At 34.1% G+C, this 21880-nt stretch carries 21 protein-coding genes and 1 tRNA gene; 9 read left to right on the plus strand and 13 right to left on the minus strand.

Annotation, left to right across the window (positions count from 1 at the left end; all coding sequences use genetic code 11):
• Positions 1-59 precede the first annotated feature (59 nt).
• The 3 genes from H603_RS0109940 to H603_RS0109950 all read left to right on the plus strand — a co-directional run bounded on the left by H603_RS0109940 (position 60) and on the right by H603_RS0109950 (position 5762).
• Positions 60-1961, plus strand: coding sequence for a S9 family peptidase (locus H603_RS0109940; protein WP_026708458.1), 1902 nt, complete (start codon positions 60-62; stop codon positions 1959-1961).
• 78 nt (positions 1962-2039) lie between these two features.
• Positions 2040-3236, plus strand: coding sequence for a C1 family peptidase (locus tag H603_RS0109945; protein WP_026708459.1), 1197 nt, complete (start codon positions 2040-2042; stop codon positions 3234-3236).
• A gap of 93 nt (positions 3237-3329) precedes the next feature.
• Positions 3330-5762 (plus strand): hybrid sensor histidine kinase/response regulator, encoded by a 2433-nt coding sequence (locus tag H603_RS0109950; RefSeq protein ID WP_026708460.1) that lies wholly within the window; start codon positions 3330-3332, stop codon positions 5760-5762.
• Here the strand turns inward: H603_RS0109950 and H603_RS0109955 are convergent.
• From H603_RS0109955 to pdxA, 11 genes are all read right to left on the minus strand, one after another.
• Positions 5755-7092, minus strand: coding sequence for a sigma-54-dependent transcriptional regulator (locus tag H603_RS0109955; protein ID WP_026708461.1), 1338 nt, complete (start codon positions 7090-7092; stop codon positions 5755-5757). The genes H603_RS0109950 and H603_RS0109955 overlap by 8 nt on opposite strands.
• 269 nt (positions 7093-7361) lie before the next feature.
• Entirely contained in the window at positions 7362-7661 is a 300-nt protein-coding gene (locus H603_RS0109960; protein WP_026708462.1) for a hypothetical protein, read from the minus strand.
• A 44-nt stretch (positions 7662-7705) separates the two neighbouring features.
• The gene (locus H603_RS0109965; RefSeq protein ID WP_026708463.1) at positions 7706-8002 is read right to left on the minus strand and encodes a hypothetical protein; all 297 of its coding nucleotides are present in this window, start codon (positions 8000-8002) and stop codon (positions 7706-7708) included.
• 44 nt (positions 8003-8046) lie between these two features.
• The gene (locus H603_RS0109970; protein WP_026708464.1) at positions 8047-8343 is read right to left on the minus strand and encodes a hypothetical protein; all 297 of its coding nucleotides are present in this window, start codon (positions 8341-8343) and stop codon (positions 8047-8049) included.
• A 38-nt stretch (positions 8344-8381) separates the two neighbouring features.
• Positions 8382-8681 (minus strand): hypothetical protein, encoded by a 300-nt coding sequence (locus H603_RS0109975; protein ID WP_026708465.1) that lies wholly within the window; start codon positions 8679-8681, stop codon positions 8382-8384.
• Positions 8682-8942: 261 nt separating this feature from the next.
• Positions 8943-10289: an acetyl-CoA carboxylase biotin carboxylase subunit gene (gene accC / locus H603_RS0109980; protein ID WP_026708466.1), complete on the minus strand. Its 1347-nt coding sequence runs from the start codon at positions 10287-10289 to the stop codon at positions 8943-8945.
• 88 nt (positions 10290-10377) lie between these two features.
• Positions 10378-10854, minus strand: a complete 477-nt coding sequence (gene accB, locus H603_RS0109985; protein ID WP_026708467.1) for an acetyl-CoA carboxylase biotin carboxyl carrier protein — start codon at positions 10852-10854, stop codon at positions 10378-10380.
• Between the two features lie 23 nt (positions 10855-10877).
• Positions 10878-11876: a beta-ketoacyl-ACP synthase III gene (locus H603_RS0109990; RefSeq protein ID WP_026708468.1), complete on the minus strand. Its 999-nt coding sequence runs from the start codon at positions 11874-11876 to the stop codon at positions 10878-10880.
• A 175-nt stretch (positions 11877-12051) separates the two neighbouring features.
• Positions 12052-12246 carry a 50S ribosomal protein L32 gene (gene rpmF / locus H603_RS0109995; RefSeq protein WP_007137315.1) on the minus strand — a complete coding sequence of 65 codons (195 nt, stop codon included), beginning with the start codon at positions 12244-12246 and terminating at the stop codon, positions 12052-12054.
• Between the two features lie 9 nt (positions 12247-12255).
• Positions 12256-12807 carry a YceD family protein gene (locus H603_RS0110000; RefSeq protein ID WP_026708469.1) on the minus strand — a complete coding sequence of 184 codons (552 nt, stop codon included), beginning with the start codon at positions 12805-12807 and terminating at the stop codon, positions 12256-12258.
• A 90-nt stretch (positions 12808-12897) separates the two neighbouring features.
• On the minus strand, positions 12898-13938 hold the full coding sequence (pdxA, locus tag H603_RS0110005; protein WP_026708470.1) for a 4-hydroxythreonine-4-phosphate dehydrogenase PdxA: 1041 nt from the start codon (positions 13936-13938) through the stop codon (positions 12898-12900).
• Between the two features lie 61 nt (positions 13939-13999).
• Here pdxA and H603_RS0110010 point away from each other — a divergent pair, with 61 nt between their 5' ends.
• The 6 genes from H603_RS0110010 (at position 14000) to H603_RS0110035 (ending at position 21166) form a co-directional block, all read left to right on the plus strand.
• A complete protein-coding gene (locus H603_RS0110010; protein ID WP_026708471.1) occupies positions 14000-14590 on the plus strand; it encodes a riboflavin synthase in 591 nt (196 codons plus the stop codon).
• A gap of 443 nt (positions 14591-15033) precedes the next feature.
• Positions 15034-15555 (plus strand): hypothetical protein, encoded by a 522-nt coding sequence (locus tag H603_RS0110015; RefSeq protein ID WP_026708472.1) that lies wholly within the window; start codon positions 15034-15036, stop codon positions 15553-15555.
• Between the two features lie 387 nt (positions 15556-15942).
• Positions 15943-16464, plus strand: coding sequence for a hypothetical protein (locus H603_RS0110020; protein ID WP_051219268.1), 522 nt, complete (start codon positions 15943-15945; stop codon positions 16462-16464).
• A gap of 113 nt (positions 16465-16577) precedes the next feature.
• Entirely contained in the window at positions 16578-17369 is a 792-nt protein-coding gene (locus H603_RS0110025) for a fimbrial biogenesis chaperone (protein WP_026708474.1), read from the plus strand.
• Positions 17362-18360, plus strand: coding sequence for a hypothetical protein (locus tag H603_RS0110030; RefSeq protein WP_026708475.1), 999 nt, complete (start codon positions 17362-17364; stop codon positions 18358-18360). Before H603_RS0110025 ends, H603_RS0110030 begins: the two co-directional genes overlap by 8 nt.
• Positions 18361-18370: 10 nt before the next feature.
• Entirely contained in the window at positions 18371-21166 is a 2796-nt protein-coding gene (locus tag H603_RS0110035) for a COG1470 family protein (protein ID WP_026708476.1), read from the plus strand.
• A gap of 103 nt (positions 21167-21269) precedes the next feature.
• Here the strand turns inward: H603_RS0110035 and H603_RS0110040 are convergent.
• Both H603_RS0110040 and mce read right to left on the minus strand, forming a co-directional pair.
• Positions 21270-21343, minus strand: a tRNA-Ile gene (locus tag H603_RS0110040).
• A 129-nt stretch (positions 21344-21472) separates the two neighbouring features.
• Positions 21473-21874, minus strand: a complete 402-nt coding sequence (gene mce / locus H603_RS0110045; protein WP_026708477.1) for a methylmalonyl-CoA epimerase — start codon at positions 21872-21874, stop codon at positions 21473-21475.
• Positions 21875-21880 lie beyond the last annotated feature (6 nt).

A 21880-nucleotide genomic window follows, 5' to 3' on the forward strand; every position in this document is an offset into this window, starting at 1 on the left:
CACCAAGCCCGATTTAGAATTAAATTGTATTTTTAGATTCCAAAAACAAAAGCATTTTCATGAAAAAAATTCTTCTTACAACATTAACAATGATGAGTTTAAGCGCTATGAGCCAAGAGGTAATGACCCCAGAATTGCTCTGGAAACTAGGCCGAGTATCTCCCTTAGGCATTTCTAGAGACAGTAAAAATATCGTTTACAAGGTAACTACACCCTCTATCGAAGAAAACAAATCTTCTTCTAAATATTTTACGATCCCGGTAAATGGAGGAAATGCCACCGAAGTAAAAGATTATGAAGGACTTGTGACTAACAAAAATATTTCACTAGACTCGAAGTATTTAGCTTACAATGAAGAGGTGAAAATCAACGCAGTAAATGGGAAAGATTTCTATCCAGAATTAGAAAAATCAGAAGTTCAAATCTATGATGGTCTAGATTATCGTCATTGGGACACTTGGAATGAAGGTAAATTTAATCATGTTTTTTATAAAGAATTAAAAGATAACGCCACCGGAATCGACATTTTAAAAGGTGAAGCGTATGATAGTCCACAAAAACCTTTTGGAGGTGACGAAGATTACATTTGGTCACCAGACAGCAAAAGCATTTTATATGTAGCAAAGAAAAAAGCGGGCACACAATATGCTATTTCGACCAATACTGACATTTACGAATACAATCTAGCAACTGGTAAAACAATTAATAGAACGGAAGGAAACCTAGGTTACGACACAGCACCACAATTTTCTCCTGAAGGAAATTTAACGTGGTTGCAAATGAAGCGTGACGGCTATGAGGCTGACAAAAATGACTTGATTGTTGATTTTAAAGGCCAGAAAATGAATTTAACAGCAAACTGGGATGGTACAGTTGAAAGTTACAAATGGAGTGTTGATGGCAAAAAAATCTATTTTATTGCAGCGGTTGATGGAACTAAGCAACTATTTGAAGTTAACTTTCCAGGACTTACAAGAATTGCAATAAGAGTATCTCAAATTACAAAAGGTGATTTTGATGTGAACGAAATCATAGGCTTCACAGCAAATAATGTTCTTGTAACCCGAGGCGATATGAATCATGCAGCTGAAATTTTTTCATATGACTTGAAGAAGAATGATTGGAAACAAATCACAAATGTAAATACTGATGTTTATAAAACATTGGCGTTAAGCAAAACTGAAAGAAGATATGTAACGACTACCGATGGCAAAAAAATGTTAGTTTGGGTAATTTTACCACCTAATTTTGATGCAACAAAAAAATACCCAACGCTTTTATATTGTCAAGGAGGACCACAAAGTGCTTTGACTCAGTTTTACTCTTTCCGTTGGAATTTTCAATTAATGGCAGCAAACGGTTACATTGTTGTAGCGCCTAACCGCCGTGGTATGCCAGGTCATGGTGTAGAATGGAACGAACAAATTAGTAAAGATTGGGGTGGCCAAGTGATGGATGATTACCTATCTGCGATTGATGATGTAAGCAAAGAAAGCTATGTAGACAACAGTCGTTTAGGATGTGTAGGAGCAAGTTATGGTGGGTATTCGGCATTTTACTTAGCTGGAATTCATGAAAATAGATTTAAAACATTTATCGCTCACGATGGTGTTTTCAATACACAAAGTATGTTTGGAACTACTGAAGAGGTTTTCTTCAACAACTGGGATTTTGGTGGAGCCTACTGGGAAAAAGACAATGCGGTAGCACAAAAAACGTACACTACTTTTAACCCAATTACTTTAGTAGATAAATGGAATGCACCTATTTTAGTGATTCAAGGAGGTAAGGATTTTAGGGTACCAATAGGGCAAGGACAAGAAGCATTTCAAGCAGCACAATTACGAGGTATAAAAAGTAGGTTTTTATACTTTCCAGAAGAAAATCACTGGGTTTTAAAACCACAAAATGCACAAGTGTGGCAAAAAGAATTCTTTAAATGGCTTAAAGAAACCTTGTAATCAAGTTTACGATTTCGTACCAAAATAGATTTAGAAAATGACTTTTAGTCAACTTATATTGTAAATAAATAATAACACATGTATAAATTCCCTATTAAAAACTTATTCATTGCATCAGCATTAGTATTGAGCATGAATGCTGTGACGGCACAAGACGGATTGGTAAATTCTTTAAAAGTAAACATCAGTGCAAAAAGCGCTGAGAGTTTCACATTTACAGATGTAATCAACCTTGGAAACACCTCCATAAAAAATCAAGGTTCGTCAGGAACATGCTGGAGTTACTCGACTAACTCTTATTTAGAGTCAGAAATGATTAGAATGGGAAAAGAACCTGTAGAGCTTTCTCAAGTATTCTCGGCACGTAATGCTTATGTCGAAAAAGGTAAAAATTATGTGCGCATGCATGGAGCAGTAACTCTAGGTGATGGTGGAGAATTGCATGATGTAACCAATATGTTTAGAAAATATGGAGCCGTACCGCAATCCGTTTACAGCGGATTAAATTATGGTACAACAAAAAACAAATTTGCTGAAATGGCGGGTATAACAGAAGCGTTATTAGCAGCTGTTGTAAAAAATCCAAATGGCGAACTTACCCCAAACTGGGAAAAAGCATACGCAGCAGTTATCGATTCATACCTAGGAGAAGTGCCTAAAAACTTTGATTACAAAGGTAAAAATTACACTCCGCAATCTTTTGCCAAAGAAGTAGTAGGAATCAACCCAGATGAATACGTTGAATTTGCTTCTTACTCAACAGAACCATACTATGCCAAAACAATGATGATGGTTCCTGATAACTGGTCGTTTGACTTGGTTTACAATGTAAAAATGAATGACATGACGGCCATTATAGATAATGCTTTAAAAAGCGGTTTTACTGTTGCATGGGCATCTGATGTGAGTGAAAAAAGTTTCAGTTGGAAAAATGGTGTTGCGTATGTTCCTACTAAAAAGACTGAAGACATGACAACTGAGGAAAAAGAAAACATGTTCAATGGTCCTAAACCAGAACTAGAAATTACTGAGGAATTGCGCCAGAAAGCCTTTGATAATTATCAAACTACTGATGATCATGCTATGCACATCGTGGGACTTGCAAAAGATCAAACAGGAAAAGAATATTACATTGTTAAAAATTCTTGGGGAGTGACAAATGACTATAAAGGATATTTGTATGTAACTAAGAATTTTGTAAAATACAAAACAACTTCTTTCATGGTTAACAAAGCAGGAATTCCAACAGATATTGCAAAGAAAATAGGTGCTTAATTTTAAGCATTTACATCATAACAAACAGGCGAAATTGTAGCAGTTTTTACAAAAATTCGCAAATTTAAATCTACCCCGCATTAAGACTATACAATGGGAAATAAGAGCAGTAATATACCTGTTAAGGTTTTTATAAGTTACCTAGCCCTTGCGGCATTAGTAATGAGTGTGGGGTGGATTTTATATTCAGAAAATGTTGTTTACACCAACATAGAAAAGAAGATAATATTCGAAAAAAACAAAGTTTTAAAAGTAACGAAGCTTTTTACCAGTGTTTATAAAACGGAAAGTTTAGCTCGAAAAACAATTCAGACCAATTCTGAAGCTGATTTTAAAAATTATGTTTTAGAAACTGATTCATTGCAGTTTAAAATAAACGCATTAAAGAAGATTGTTTCAACAAAATACCAAATTAAATTATTAGACAGCGTCAACATATTATTATCAGAAAAAAACAACAATATTAGGCAATTGCGTGCTATAAAAAATCAAGGCACAGACGAACAATCTGTAAGCAATGCTATTAATGAAATTTCGAAATTAGAATCATCATTGCGCAAACTTGAGCTCAATGATTTTGCTAAAAACCCAACAGCGCTAGGCACTTACCAGCGCAATGTATTACAAAAATATGTGGATTACCTGAATCAAAACATCCCTGATGACAGTACAAACACACTAACTAAAAAAGTAACAGATTCTATACTCGCAGCTTCTAAGCGACTGTTAAGTACCGTCAAGAGAGAAACTGCAAAACAAAAAGAATCAGTAAATATTCAAGAAAACAAACTCTTGCGCAATGAGATTTTAATCTCAGAGAAATTGCGAAAAGTGTTGCGAATTATTGAGCGTGAAATCATCATATACTCTGTTCAAAACAATACCGAAAAAGAGAAATCATTAAAGAAAATCAATCAAATAGTCACTGCCGCCGCCGCTGTAGGATTACTATTAACTGTTTTCTTTTCGATTCTGATTACAAGCGATTTTTCGAAAACGCAATCCTATAAAAAGCAGTTAGAAATTGCCAATTTTAAAACTAAAAATTTATTAAAAAGTAGGGAGCAGTTAATTTCTACAGTAAGTCATGATCTTAAAACACCCTTGAGCACAATCATGGGCTACACCGAATTGCTAACAAATTCATCCCTAAGTGCGAAACAGAAATATTACACTCAGAATGTCAAAAATTCATCTGAGTATATTTCGAGACTTGTGCAAGATCTACTGGACTTCTCTCAAATTGAAGCTGGAAAAATTGCTATTGAAAACATTAGCTTTTCACTACCTGAAATGATGGAAGAAATAGCAAAAAATATTCAATCTGTATTTTCACATAAAAAAATAGCCCTAAAAATTACCGCTGATGCAGTACTGAACCAAAATATAATTGCCGACCCCTTCAGGCTAAAACAAGTACTGACAAATATTATTGGCAATGCATATAAATTCACTGAAGACGGCCATATCAAAATTAATGCTGGTGTTATAGAAGGAGGTTCTAAACTTTCTATAACCGTTCAAGATTCAGGTATCGGGATTGAAAGTGGTAGCAAAGATCTAGTTTTTGAGGAATTTGCACAGGCAAATGAAAATATCGAGAAAAAATACGGTGGCACAGGTTTAGGCTTGGCTATTTCGAAAAAAATAATAATGCTTTTAGGAGGAGAATTGCGTTTGAAAGAAAGCAGCAATAAAGGGAGTACATTTGAAGTTATTCTGCCTTTACTATATGATGATAGTATCCCTTCAGTTCCTAAGAATCAATTTTCGAATATAAAACCTATAGGATCAAAAATAATTATAGTAGTCGATGATGATGGTGATTTATTAAAGTTAACTACAGAAGTATTAAAGCAAAACAATTACACCGTTTTGGCTTTTGACAATGCGCATAACGCACTAAAAGAAATGGCACTGACTGCATTTGACTTAATCATAACCGACATACAAATGCCCGCAATGGATGGGTTCACGTTTTCTAGGGCCGCAAAAGACATTGGAAATTATAACGACCAACCAATTGTTGCTGTAACCGGCAGAAATGATTTAGGACCAGACATCTATGGCAAAACTGGGTTTACCACTGTCATTAAAAAACCATACACTACGACTACTTTATTGACCACAGTTAATGCTGTATTAAATGAGCAGATGGTTCCTATACAGCACGAGGCCGAAACTTTGAAAGAAGATAGTGAATTGTTTACTTTGCGGTCACTCCAATCCTTTTTAAATAATGATGAGGAAGCTGTACATGCGGTGCTGACAAGCTTTTTAGAATCAACCAAGTCAAACATGACCTTATTAAAAGAGGCAATTGAAACAAATAAATTTGACATTGTAAAAAGCTTAGCACACAGAATGGCGCCTATGTTTAAACAAATTGAAGCAACTGATAGCGCAACAATTTTAACTAATCTTGAGATAAATAATCATAGTCAAGAGTCGTTAATTGAGCTTTATGAAACCTTAGAACAAAATGTAAAGTTATTAATGACAGCTATACAAGATGAGATTAATTAATCTCGTATAGCTTAATTTTATTGTAGAGTGTTTTTCGAGTGATATTAAGCAATTTGGCCGCCTCCGACTTGTTATTTTGTGCTCGTGCCAATGCATTTACTATAGCTTCTTTTTCGTTAACTGATAAAGAAAATTCCCCAGCAGTAGAAGCTGTTCTTTGAAAAAATTCAGCAGGCAACACGTTGCTCTCAATAAAATCAGTTTGAGTTAATAACGTAGCTCTTTTTACACAGTTTTGAAGTTCTCTTAAATTACCTGGCCAAGGGTATTTTTGGAAGATACTAACAACCTCCGGAGAAAAACCAATTACCTCTTTATTCAATTGATCGTTTGCTTTTTCTAAAAAGAACTCAGCAAAAAGCATTAAATCTTCCCCACGTTCAGATAAAGCGGGAGAATGAATTGAGAATTCGTTAATTCTATGGTATAAATCTTCTCTAAAATCACCATTTTTCACGGCTTCTCTTAGATCTTCATTTGTAGCAGTTAATATTCGAATATCTACTTTGATTTCTTTATTACTACCTACAGGTTTGATTTTTCTTTCTTGTAGCGCACGCAATAGCTGAATCTGGTTTTCATATGATAAATTTCCTATCTCATCGAGAAAAACAGTCCCCCCATTTGCGGCTTCGAAATAACCAATTTTGTCAGAGATAGCACCCGTGAATGATCCCTTTAAATGACCGAAAAATTCACTTGCAGCCAGTTCTTTAGGAATAGCTCCGCAATCTACAGCGATAAAATTTTTGTCCTTGCGTAGGCTTTGCTGATGGATACTTTTGGCAATAATCTCCTTTCCAGTTCCACTTTCACCAATAATTAAAACGGACATATCAGTAGGACTAACTAATTTTATGTGCTCTGATAACATTTTTGAAGCTTTTGAAATACCTTGAACAAATTCTTCATTATCTGTTGGAGTAGTTTTGACTTTTTGTGGCTTTTTCTCAAGTTTTTGCTCAGGCACATTATTTTCTAATGCATTAGTAATAACAATTAAAACTTCGTCAGGATTGAAGGGCTTCGATATATAATCTGAAGCACCATTTTTTATTGCTTTCACAGCAGTATTTACATCAGAGTAACCAGTCATTAGGATAACAGGAGTATTGGGATATGAAATTTTTATTTCGCCCATCAATTTTATACCATCATCGTCTGGCAATCTTAAATCAGTCAGTACTAAATCAAAGTTATCTTTAGTCAATGCGGCTTTTGCCTCAGCAGCAGAATACGACGCAGTTACGGTATACGCATTTTTAGTTAGGAATTTATCTAACAGTTTACAGAAAGAAATATCGTCTTCAATTATTAAAATCTTCGGCATATTTTGGCTACATTTTATGCTAAAATAGTATTAATAAAATTGTATTTTCACAAAATTTTGCAAAAAAAAAGAGAAGCTACATTAAGTAGCCTCTCCTTTTCAAACCTAAATCTGTACCTCTATTAATTTTACAATCAACAGTCATCGACATCTGCTAATACAGTAGCCTTTTGACCTTGTACTGTAATTATAAATTGCATTTTTCAAAGTTTCCCCAAACACTTAAAATGCATATTTGTCTACATTAATAAAGGAAGATTATAGTTTATTTATTTTTGCATGATAGTCCCATCAGCATCTGTATAAACAGTAGCTGTTTGTTCCCCAGCTTTTACCTCGAGTTTGTACTCTTGGTTTTCATTTATGTAAGCCTTTTCGATAACTGCTCCAGGCATTGCTGTAGCAACCGCGCTTTTTACAGCATCGGGCAGGGCGTCAACTGCAACTTCAGTATATTCTTCTTGAATTGCAATTTCTTGCGTATTTACTTGTTTTTCTGTAATGGTCGTGCTTGCAAAAGTTGTTAAACTTCCCAATAATACCGCCATTGATACTACTAACTTTTTCATAATAATGTCTTTTTGTGGTTAATTAATAAGCTGTTATTTGTCAACTATTTTTGAATCCAATTTCCGTTCTCATCTGCAAAAAGTGATCCTTCTTGATCAGCCATTTTTACATCGATTTTGTACTCTTCAGTTTCACTAACGTAAGCTTTTGTGATTACCGCATCTGGATAAGCGACTTTCAATGCATCACTAATAGCTGTTGGTAATTCTTCTAATTTAATTTCTGTGTACTCGTCAGCGATTGTAATCGTGTTTTGAACTGAGTTTTGAACTGGTGCAATTGCAGCATATGCTGATAAACTTCCTAAAACTATTGCTGCTGATAAAATTAACTTTTTCATAATGTTTGTTTTTTAATTACTAATGTATGTTGTTTGTTTGTTGCTTATTTTTGGATCCATTTCCCACTTGCATCAGCAAATAATGATCCTTCTTGATCTCCCGTTTTAATGTCTAAGCGATACTCTTTGTTCTCGTTCACAAATGCCTTATTAATTACTGCATCTGGATAGGCTGTTTTTAAAGCATCTTGTACTGCCATAGGCACTTCTTCAACTTTGATTTCTGTATATTCATCTTGAATAGTAATTACTTTTTCAACTGAATTTTGAACTGGTGCTACTGCAGCGAATGTTGTTAAACTTTCTAATAAAACTGCTACTGATAATACTAACTTTTTCATAATATGTATGTTTTAAATTATTGTTTACTTATTTTAAATTATTGTTTTTGAATCCAATTTCCGTTTTCATCTGCAAAGACAGCACCTTGCTTATCTCCTAATGTAATGTCTAATTTGTATTCTTTGTTTTCGTTCACATAGGCTTTATTTACCACTGCATCTGGATAAGCTGTTTTTAAAGCATCTGTAACTGCTGATGGAACTTCCTCTATTTTAACTTCAACAAATTCTTCCGCTACTATGATTGCTTGAATCGTTACATCTTTTACTGGATTTGCCGAAGCAAATGTTGATAAACTTCCTAAAATAATCGCTGCTGATAATACTAACTTTTTCATAATATGTATGTTTTAATTAAATGTCTTGTTATTGTGTTACGCTTTAGATAATGAAATAATTGTGCCGCAACAATAATATCAGGCACCAACCTCGTTAATTACTGTAAAACAGCCGATTAGCATATTTAAATTTTTACACACTTTGTGAACTTTTGTGTATTCTAGAGAAGATTTGTGTATATTTTACTCAAAAAAATAAAAATTTGGCATAAAAAAAAGCCGCACATTGCTGTGCGGCTTTCTTAAAATATGTTTTACTTACTATTCGATACCTTTCATCTTGAAAGTATCCATAAAAGCAGTAGTGTAATCTCCCTCAATATATTTAGGATCATCCATTAATTGTCTATGGAAAGGAATAGTTGTTTTTATACCTTCGATAACAAATTCATCTAATGCTCTTCTCATCTTGCTAATTGCTTCTTCCCTAGTTTGAGCAGTAGTAATTAATTTTGCAATCATTGAATCGTAATTAGGCGGAATTGTATAACCCGAATAAACATGAGTATCTAAACGAACTCCGTGCCCACCAGGCATGTGTAATGTCGTAATCTTTCCTGGAGACGGGCGAAAATCATTATAAGGATCTTCGGCATTGATACGGCATTCGATAGCGTGTAATTCTGGTAAATAATTTTTACCTGAAATAGGCACACCAGCAGCAACCAATATTTGCTCACGAATTAAATCGTAATCAATTACTTGCTCTGTAATAGGATGCTCTACTTGAATACGAGTATTCATTTCCATGAAATAGAAGTTGCGGTGTTTGTCTACTAGAAACTCAACCGTACCTGCTCCCTCGTATCTAATGAATTCTGCTGCCTTAACAGCTGCTTCACCCATTTTAAAACGTAAATCATCAGTCATAAAAGGAGAAGGAGTCTCCTCAGTTAATTTCTGGTGACGTCTTTGAACTGAACAATCTCTTTCAGAAAGGTGGCATGCTTTACCATATGAATCACCAATAACTTGAATCTCGATGTGACGAGGCTCTTCGATTAACTTTTCAAGATACATACCGTCATTACCAAAAGCTGCAGCAGACTCTTGACGAGCACTTTCCCAAGCTTTTAATAAATCCTCTTCTTTCCACACTGCACGCATTCCTTTTCCTCCACCTCCAGCAGTTGCTTTAAGCATTACTGGAAAACCAAATTCTCTAGAAAGCTGTAAAGCTTGATCGTAAGACTCTAAAATTCCAACAGATCCTGGTACACATGGTACACCAGCTTCAATCATGGTTGCTTTAGCCGAAGCTTTATCTCCCATTCTATCAATCATCTCTGGAGAAGCACCAATAAACTTAATACCGTGCTCTTGACAAATTTTAGAAAATTTAGAATTCTCAGATAAGAATCCGTAACCTGGATGTATTGCATCAGCATTTGTAATCTCTGCAGCAGCAATAATATTTGACATTTTTAAATATGACAAGTTACTAGGAGGCGGCCCTATACAAACCGCTTCATCTGCAAATCTAACGTGCAAACTTTCTGCATCTGCAGTAGAGTAAACTGCTACAGTTTTAATGCCCATTTCTTTACAAGTTCTAATTACACGAAGTGCAATCTCTCCTCTATTGGCAATTAATATTTTTTTAAACATCTAGTTTTAAATTTAAATTATGACTTTAAATTTTAAATTATCCTTAGGCAACAATACTGCTACTTACAGATATATAATTTAAAATTAATTAAGATGGATCAACTAAAAATAATGGTTGGTCAAATTCTACTGGAGACATATCATCTACAAGAACTTTAACGATTTTACCTGAAATTTCAGATTCGATTTCGTTAAACAACTTCATTGCTTCGATTACACAAAGAACATCCCCTTTTCCTATTGACGTACCTACTTCAACAAACATTGGTTTGTCTGGTGATGGTTTTCTATAGAATGTACCAATGATTGGTGACTTAACAACGATATATTTTGAATCTTCTGCAGGTGGAGCAGCAGCAGGTGCTACTGGCGCTACCGGCTGAGGCGCTAATGCTTGTTGTAATGTATTTTGAGCAGGCAATTGTTGCACGTAGGTTGTCTCTGTAGTATTACCTTCTAGAGTTGTTCTAATAGTGATTTTTACATCATCCATTTCCAATTTAACTTCTGCAACTCCCGAATTTGCTACAAATTTGATTAAGTTCTGAATTTCTTTTAAATCCATAATTATTTGTTTTTAGTTTAAATTTATTTTGCGTCGTATGCCCATTTCAAATAAATGGAACCCCAAGTAAAACCACCTCCAAAGGCAGCAAAAATAACTGTATCTCCTTTTTTGAACTTATGTTCGAAATCACTCAATACTAATGGTAATGTTGCTGAAGTAGTATTACCATATCTTTCAATATTCATTAATACTTTAGATTCTTCAAGGTTCATTCTACTTGCCGTAGCATCGATTATTCTTTTATTTGCTTGATGTGGTACCAACCAATCAACATCTTGATTTGTTAAATTATTTCTTTTCAAAATTAATTCGCTCGCATCAGCCATGTTTGTAACAGCATATTTAAATACTGTTTTTCCGTCTTGTACGATACTGTGCCTTCCTTCTTTTAATGTGTCAATTGAAGTAGGATTCAAAGACCCACCAGCGTCGATTTTCAAGAAATCACGACCTATACCATCACTTCTTAAATATTCATCTTGCAGACCCAAACCTTCAAAATTAGGTTCGAATAAAACTGCGCCAGCTCCATCACCAAAGATGATGCAGGTAGAGCGATCTTTATAATCTACGATAGATGACATTTTATCAGCCCCTATAAGTAGTACTTTCTTGTATCTTCCTGATTGTATGTATGCTGCTGCAGTAGACATTCCGTATAAAAAACTAGAACAAGCAGCTTGTAAATCGTATGCAAAAGCATTAGTAGCGCCAATATTTGTTGCAACATAAGCTCCAGTTGATGCCACAGGCATATCAGCTGTTGCAGTTGCCATGATCAATAAATCGATTTCTAAAGGATCTATTCCAGATTTAGCAATTAAATCTTGAGCAGCTTGTATAGCTAGGAAAGAGGTTCCTTTACTATCATCCTTAAGAATTCTTCTTTCTTTAATTCCTGTACGAGAAGTAATCCACTCGTCATTTGTGTCAACCATAGTTTCAAGAATTTTATTCGTAAGAACAAAATCAGGAACATATGAACCAACAGCGGTAATTGCGGCTGTAATTGTATTCATGGTATTTGAATATTTTTTACTAAATGTTGCCATTTAATAAAACGTTTAAAAGAGTTGAAAATTACAAAAAAAAATCTAAACGCATTGTTTTAGAACTTCTTATTTAATAAAATCACAAACAACAAAAAAACTCTCACGATGTGAGAGTTCAGATATCATTTATAAAAAAAATGCATTAAGCAACAGCTACAGACTTATCTATAACAACTTGCCCTCTGTAATACATTTTCCCTTCATGCCAGTAAGCTCTGTGGTATAAATGCGCTTCACCTGTAATTGGGCAAGTAGCGATTTGTGCTACAGTAGCTTTGTAATGTGTTCTTCTCTTATCTCTTCTTGTTTTCGAGATTTTTCTCTTAGGATGTGCCATTTTACTATATTATTTATCCGTTAATAGTTGCTTTAATTTGTCCCAACGTGGGTCAATATCTTCTTCTTTTTGTACTTCTTTTTCTTCCTGCTTAGGTTCCTTTACCTTTAATTCATTCAGTTTTTCAAGAGCTTCAGTTTTCAAACTTCCGTCTTTAACTCCTGGATGAACACGTCTTAGAGGTATCGAAAGCACAATCATTTCATACATATATTGCGCAATGTCAATTTCAAATTCGCCGAAAGGCAGAATAAGCAATTCTTCATTGTCGTTGTTAAACTCTTCTCCAAAACGCACAATTAATTTCATTTTACCTTTAATAGGCAAATCAAATTCCTCGCTTGTTAAATCACAAGGCACATTTACTGTTCCTTGATGCTGGAAAACCAACTCTAACATACTACTCTTCTTCTCTAAAACTACATTTACTTTGATATTAGAATTTTCAAATTCATCATAATCAAAGATTTCAAAGAACGCATTATTTAATTGATACTCAAAATGATGTTTTCCTTGCTTTAATCCCACAAAAGGAATTAAATATTCTTTTGTCTTCTTCATTTCAACATGATTTTGCCCCAAACTTCGGGAGTGCAAAGATATAAAATTATTATAAAACTAATAATGTTATTTATCTTTTTTTATTTACCACTATTTTTCTCTTACTCTTAATGGTTTCTCAGTGATTTCTGCGTATTGAATTCTTGATCGATACACATCTAGAGCCAAGTAAACCGCCTCTTTAAACGAATTATTATCTGCCAATCCTTTTCCAGCGATATCATACGCGGTACCGTGATCAGGCGATGTTCTCACCTTATTTAACCCTGCAGTATAATTTACACCTTTACCAAATGACAATGTTTTGAAAGGAATTAATCCTTGATCGTGATAAGTAGCAATGATAGCGTCATACTTTTCATACTGTCCACTACCAAAAAATCCGTCTGCAGGAAATGGTCCAAAAACAAGTGTCCCTTTATCGAATATTTTTTTTAACGCTGGTCTTAAAACCGCATCATCTTCTTTACCTATTACTCCACCATCTCCACAATGTGGATTTAAACCCAATACAGCGATCTTTGGATTATTAATGCTAAAATCTTGAATCAATGATTTTCTTACCGTTTCGATCTTTTTCATAATCAACTCCTCAGTAAGATGCGACGCAACCTCACTCAAAGGAATGTGATCTGTCAACAAACCTACCCTTAAGTTATCCTGTACCATTAACATCAATGCATTTCCTTCTAATTCTTGATCTAAGTAATCTGTATGACCAGGAAATTTGAACTCTTCTGATTGTACATTATATTTATTTATAGGCGCCGTAACTAATACGTCTATTATTCCTTCTTTTAATGCTTGAGTTGCAGCGGTAAAAGATTTAATAGCATAAGTCCCTACTTTTTCATCGTTCACACCTAAATTTAAATCAACACCTTCTTTCCACAAATTGAAAACATTAATTTTTCCTGGAACTATTTGATCTAATTTATCGATACCATGCAATGCAGTAGTAGCGTCTAAATTTTTCTTGATGAAGGTCATTATTTTCACATTAGCAAATATAACTGGTGTGCACAACTCAAGCATTCGACTATCTTCAAATGTTTTAAGAACTACTTCGCTTCCAATACCGTTTAAATCTCCAATCGAAATTCCAACAATAATATTTTCTGCTCTATTCATAATGACTACTAATTATTTATTACTAATTTTGAAGTACAAATTTAGTAAAATAAAACAAGAAATGTTCACAGGAATAATAGAAACCCTTGGTACTATCCAAGAAATTCAAAAAGACAAAGACAACTTACATATCACGGTCGAAACAACAATAACAAACGAATTAAAAATCGACCAGAGTGTAGCCCACAATGGAATTTGCTTGACCGTAGTTGCAATAAACGGAACCAAATACACTGTAACCGCAATCGACGAAACGATACAAAAAACTAATTTAGGTGACTGGAGAGTTGGTGACACTGTTAATCTAGAAAGAGCCATGAAATTAGGCGATCGTTTAGACGGACATATTGTTCAAGGCCATGTAGATCAAACTGGAACATGTGTTGCCACTGAAGAAACTAACGGAAGTTGGTCATACACTTTTGAGTACGATGAGGCGCTTAACAACCTGACGATTGAAAAAGGATCTATTACTGTTAATGGCGTAAGTTTAACCGTGGTAAACTCAAAGAAAAATCAATTTAGTGTTGCCATTATTCCTTACACTCATGAACATACTAATTTTAGCGATTTTAAAGTTGGAACTAAAATCAATTTAGAATTTGATGTTATCGGTAAATATGTATCGAAATTACACGCTAATAAACTGTAAGCACCTCATGCATCTTATAGAAATTACAATACCAACCTCAGTTAATTACTGAGGTTTTTTATTTAAATCAATAATGCAAAATTATAATTATCGAAAGTCGCACACAAAGCCAAATGATTTGCATTTAGACCACCCTATAAAGAAACAATAGCTACAGCTAAATCAAAAACATTATAGTTGTGTCACAAAAACAAGAAAATTTAAAGTACTAAAATGGAAGCGCTCTAGAGCTAACACCACAAATCACTTAACCGTTATCAAATAATATTCCTTATAATTATATAATTTTATATCAAAACAAGCTAAATAATCATCTTTAATTTATATATTTAGACATGGATAAAAAGTAGCGTCCATTAATATAGTGTATAGCCGCATTTATCTTTAGAATACATATCATATTCATAGCAGAAACAAATCAAAAATTTAAAACATTTGCCCAAATGAAAAATTTAATAATTGTATCTTTTATTGCATTAGGACTACCTACAGCCTACGCACAAAACGTTACACTAAATGTAAAATTAAAACCAATCCAGACACTCGTTGTTAATTCTGGTCAAAGAACTGTTGATTTAGAATATAATTCGAAAGAAGATTATAAAAATGGCGTTAGCAAAACAAATGCAGATCATTTAAATATTTATAGCACAGGAGGTTTTCAAGTAAACGTAAAAAGCGCCACGGCAACGATGGTGAATGGAACTAAAAAAATAGATGCTAACGGTATTCAGCTAACAGTAAGCGCAGGAAGCGATGCGGTAGCTGGAGCAACATATTTATCGAATGTGAAATTATCTAATGCAGAAACTCTCTTAGTGTCATCTACAGCCGGCGGAGTAGATAAAAAAATCTCAATTGCATATAAAGGAGCTGGAGGAGACGCCTACCTTGATAATTACATCGCTACTCAAACCCCAACAATCTACACTACCGAACTTACATACACAATGATAAGCCAGTAATTAAGTAATCTTATAGAGAAATAACCCATGATGCCGCAAGAAATTGCGGCATTATTTATTTGCAATAGCATCATTACAGATTTAAACAACTTGTTTTCAGCACTACTTTATATCTTTCTAAACTTCATTAGAAGCCTTTTTTGCATCAAAAATCTTTATTTGAACTCGAATATTACAAACAAAACAGATCTTCTTTGTTACAAATACATCGAATATTGCAAAATAACCGTAATCTTTTACCTACTTATTTGACTATTTTCAAAATTCAAAAGTAGTTTAACAGAAATATATGCACATCATCTGAAATATGAAAATTCATAAAAATCGTACTTGAATTTCACCATACATTTGCACCAGAAAACAAATCAAAATTTAAATCATACCCCAATGAAAAATTTAATTATCGCATCTTTTATCGTATTAGGACTATCTACAGTTCAAGCTCAAAACGTTACTTTAAACGTAAAATTAAAACCAATTCAAACACTTGTTGTTAATACTGCTCAAAAAACTGTTGACTTAGAATACTCTTCAAAAGATGACTACAAAAATGGTGTTACTTCTACAAATACTGACCACTTAAATATTTATAGCACTGGAGGTTTTCAAGTAAAAGTAAAAAGCGCAACTGCATCAATGACTAAGGGAACTAAACAAATTGAAGCAAACAGCATTCAACTTACTGCAACTGCTGGAACTGACGGAATTACAGGTGCTACATATTCATCTAATTTAAAACTATCTACCGCGGAGACACTTCTTGTATCTTCTACATCAGGTGGAGTAGACAAAAAAATATCTGTAGCTTATAAAGGAGCTGGAGCAGATGCTTACCTTGACAATTATATTGCTGGTCAAACACCTACAGTTTACACTACAGAACTTACTTATACAATCATAAGCCAATAAATATAAGTTTTTATAATAAATAAAATAGTGCTGCAAGAAATTGTGGCACTTTTTTATTTACTAACTTTGTGTTTTTCAATTAACTATAATTGTAGCCCCATAAAACACTTACAATGAACAAGTTTCTTTTCATTTTTACCTTTCTTATCCTACAAGCAAATGCTCAGACAGGTATTTCGGTTTCACCTCCTAGAATTTATTTTGATTCACAATCAGGTATTAGTAACACACAATTAATATCTGTAACTAATGTCAGTGCAAAAAACACATTAGATCTTGCTGTTAGTCTTGGTGACTGGGAATACGATGAAAAAGGCGAAAACCAAATGTCAAGTGCCAACACACTTGCAAACTCTTGTGCGAACTGGATTTCGATAAAAAATAATGACAATTATTTCACTTTAAAACCAGGAGAAAAAAAAGAACTTGAAATTACTGTTACACCTCCTAAAGTTGCCACTGATACATTAGCAGCGCACACTGCGGTTTTATATGTTAGTCAAATGAATCCGGTTGATGATGTTGACAATAAAGGAGCGTCTATTAAAGTGAGTATCCGTTCTGGAATTAAAATTTTTCATAGTTATCCCGAGAATTTTATTCGAAAAGTAGAAATAGAAGATTTAAAGTACGATCAAACTCTTAACTTGATCAATTTAAAGTTTCGCAACCAATCGAAATTATGGGTCGACGGAAAAATTTCTGGCGAGATATTAAACACCCAAACTGGTAAAAAATCAGTATTAGACAACGTTGTGTTTTATACTTTACCAGGCAACTTGCGCGCTCTTAGTCTACCCGTAAAGGATGTTTTAGAAAAAGGACCTTATAATGCTTCGATAATCATTGATTATGGAGATGCTGCCCAATTAGAAATGGCTGAACTAAATTTTAATTATGAATAAATTCATCATTATTGCATTCTACTTCTTTCCACTGTGCGGCTTTTCCCAAGTAGCCTTCACATCCTGGTCAAATTCGTATTTACAAGTGAATTCATATAATGGTAATAGCAAGTCTGACGCATTAACTTTTAAGTTAGATGGGAATGGTAATTTAAATATACCAAATTGGAAGCTGTCAATAAAAGCAAATAGTTCACAGTTTCCTACAAACAAAATTTCCTTCCAACCATCAGCTACAAGCGGAACACAAACACCAGGAACCACTCCAACTTTCACGCAAATTGGAGCGCCATCAAATGTTATTTTGCAGGAAAATACCGAAGTGTTTCTAATACCAAATTCTAATGCACCTTTAAATAACCAAACCCAGTCAAACTCTTATTACTCCTTACAAATGATGTTCAATTACACCGTTCTTGGAGGTACTTATTTGGGCAACTATAATGCGTACACCACATTTAATGTGCCCTTAGAAATTACTGCTTATGATGATAAGAACAATATAATAGGTAAATCTAATCAAACGTTGCAAATTCAAATAGGTAGAATCACCGATGCTCCGCCCGCAGCTGATGAGATGTCAATGCAAATTAATTTGAGTGCATCAAAAGGTGTTTTAGAGTTTAAAAGCATTCAAGATTACAGCAATGGTGCTAGCGTGACCTACACTGATGGTTTATCAGTGAAGAGTAACACTAATTTCCAAATAAAAGTTCGTTCTGCTAACAGTATCCTACAATCAGCAACTGGTAATACCATCCCAATTGACGTAGTCAACCTTACTTTGTCAGGAGGCTCAAACAGCAATCAAAAAATTACACCAATTGTTTTGAGCACAGCAAGTCAAGTACTCGTAAAAACAAACACAAGCACTTTGACGACTTACAAATACGATATTAAATATTATACCACAGGTCAAGATCAACGATTGATTAGCGCGAAGTCTGATGATTATGCTACAACTTTAGTATACGAGATAACCCCTCAATAAACCCCAAAAAATGCCCTTTAATAAATTGAGACTTTTATCGAAATTTATTTTTTTCCTACTTTTCAGCACGACTGTTTTAGCGCAAAATAGTGGTGGCGGAGTATTGATGCGTTTAGAAAATGATACTTCGTTCAAGCAGTCTACACTTTTGAGCTTGGTCGTGGTAATCGAGAATACTAATACTACGCCAATTAGGGGAAAAATAGACTTCGATGCCATTCAAGGGTTTCGAAATTTAAGTGGCGGTAATTTATCCGTAAAGTTGGCCCCTGGAGAAATCCGCCATATCCCTGTTAAATTTATTATTGGGACAGATGTTGTTGCTGGAACTTCAATTTTTGTTTGCAAACTGACCTCTTTAGACGGCACGATTCTAGCCCAGCAAACCACTAAGCACATTATAGATCAAGAAAATACTTTAACCATTTCTCCCATTGAAAGCACCATTTATCGCTTATCTAATAACCAACCCATAGCTCTTAAAGTAAAAGTTAGCAACAAGGGGAATATGCCACAAAACATAACGCTAGTTTGTAAATTTCCAGACCCTTCAAATTCCAACCTATTTATTGAACAACAGGCGACTCTCGGGGTTAAAAGAGACTCCATTTTTACCTTTACCTACTTACCTTCTAAAGCTTTAGCAAAACAATCTACTTACACTGTAAGAATTTCTGGATTTAGAAATCCTGATAAGGAAATTTTTGGAAATACAAATGTTGATATACAGAATATTTCCAGTACACAACAATATCAAGCAGTTGACTTTACCAATTTCACACATGAAACATCCAATGAAATTAGCGCTAGTTATAGAAGATTGGGTGGTGATGTAGACTTTTACCAAATTCAAGGTTCAGGCGGAATAAATACTCCGTCAGGTTATTTGTTCCTTCGCGGTAACGTTGCGTTATCTAATAGCCTGCAAACACCATTAATCACTAACACCAATTTAATTTATCACCAAGGTAGCAACGAGTTCAGTGTTGGGAATATCAATAAATTATTTGAAATGGTATTTGTGGGAAGAGGTGCAGAATATAGTCACACATTTAATAAAAAACAAAAGATTGAAGTTGGATTTATTGATCAAAACTACAACCTAATTGAGGAAAACAACTGGTTAAAAAACGGTTACGGATTCTATGCAAATGCCCTTTTAAACCCTGAAAACAGCACTAAGAATTTAACCGCAAATTACCTTTATAGTTACGATCCATTCGAAAAAGCAAAACATAATATTGTTGGAACCGCCGCAAAGTATGATTTTAATAGTGACTGGAATGTAGCTGCAAAGCTAAATGGGGGATTAAGTACGTATGATTCGAATGCATCAACAAAAACCTCATTTGCAGCCGAGTCAAACTATGTGGGGAAAATAAAAGAGATTAACCTGAACGGAAATTACTTTTTCAGCACGGATTATTATCCTGGTAATCGCAGAGGAAACATACAGTTACAACAGAGTTTTTCAAGTCCTTTAAAGAAGCATAATATATATGCCAACGCAACCTATGCTAATTTCTCACCAAAGTACTATTCATTTGAGACTAATCAGGAGTCAGCAAATACGCGTTTAGAAGTGGGAAATAGATTCCCTAAACGTGAAAATTTTAGTTACAACTTAGCATATCAATATCAGAGCGAACAATCAAATAGCTTTAGCACCTTATTAGGCAACCTGGACAATAACGGACCACAGAGAATGGTTGCCAGCCGCCTCACTCAACAATTTTCATGGGTAAATTCAATTTCGAGACAGTCTGCTCTTTTAGGAATCGAAACGGGAGCGGTGCGTTACCCTATCTATGTTAAAGATCAATATCAAATGAGAATTAACGCCAACTACAACTATAAAAATTTCAACATCAATTCGGTTTACCAATTAGGAAGTTACTACCTCTCTGAATACATTTTTTCATCAGTAAATAATGCCAACAAAGAGTATCAAAAACTCTCCCTTTCTCTATTTTATACCAGCAATTTCTTTGATGACAAACTAAATTTAAACAGTGGATTTACTTACATTGACGATATTGTATATGGTAAATCTCCTTCGGCATTTATAAACACAAGATACAATGGCAAATCATTTAGCACCTTTCTTAATTCCTCTTGGTACAATTATAATATTGCCGGACTAGCAAACAACACTATCACAGTAGAACTAGGTGTAACAGTAAAATTGAACAACACTATCTTAAACCCTGATAAAAAGAGCACCATTAAGGTCACTGCATTCTATGACAAAAACAATAATAACATAAAGGATTCTGATGAAATAGTAGCACCAAACTACACTATTAATATCAATACAATCGCATTGCGAACAGATGATAGCGGGACCGCTTCTTACAAGAAAATCCCATACGGAATCTACTATTTAAAGCAATTCACGCAGGATGGATGGTATTATAATGATGCTGCAATAAATGTAGATCGCCACAATTACAATTTAAATTTACCTTTACATCAAAGCGGGAAAGTAGAAGGTAAAATTGTCTTTAACTACAATACAGAAACAGCATTAGATTTTGAAAAGCGAGGTTACGGAATCGCCTTTAATGTTATGCAAGAAGAAAAATTCATCCAGAAAATTCAAACTAATGACGATGGTAATTTTACTATTTTTCTTCCTACTGGCGATTATAGCATTATGATTGACGAACAATCTTTACCTGCCAATACTTATTGCACTTTAAAAAGCCAAGACGTAAAACTGGAAACTGGTAAGATTGCTGTGATTCCTCCGTTCATAATCAATGTAAAACAGAAAAAAATCAATACTAAGAAATTTACAAATTAGTCGATTAAAAATAACAAATATCCTGATTACATTTAAATAGAACTACTTTCTAAAAGTACCCCATAAAAAAAGCCTCTCAATTTCTTGAAAGGCTTGTTTTCTGTGGTCCCACCTGGGCTCGAACCAGGGACCACCTGATTATGAGTCAGGTGCTCTAACCAGCTGAGCTATAGGACCGGTTATGAGAGTGCAATATTACTACTATTTTTCCTTTACTCCAAATAATATTCGTCTAGTTTTTATATAATTATTTAAATAATTTAAAAGGTCCTGATTACTAGATTTATAAAAAAAAACACAATCAAATTATTTAATCTCTTGACACAATTCTATCAAGACGCCATTTGTACTTTTGGGATGTAAAAAGGCTACGATTTTGTTGTCTGCTCCCCTTTTTGGCACCTCATTTAGGATAACGAAACCCTCTCCTTTTAACCTTTCAATTTCTGCGACAATATCATCTACATCAAAAGCAATGTGATGAATCCCTTCACCTTTTTTTTCTAAGAACTTAGCTATTGGACTATCTGGATTTGTCGCTGCCAAAAGTTCAATTTTATTTGGACCGTTCATAAAAAAGGAAGTCATTACTCCTTCACTCGCTACTGCTTCTGATTTATATGGCGGAGCACCAAATAATTTTTCGAATAAATCATTTGAAACATCCAAGTCATTTACTGCAATTCCAATATGTTCTATTTTGTTCATCATGTA

Source organism: Flavobacterium frigidarium DSM 17623 (genome assembly GCF_000425505.1).
Taxonomy (GTDB): Bacteria; Bacteroidota; Bacteroidia; order Flavobacteriales; family Flavobacteriaceae; genus Flavobacterium; species Flavobacterium frigidarium.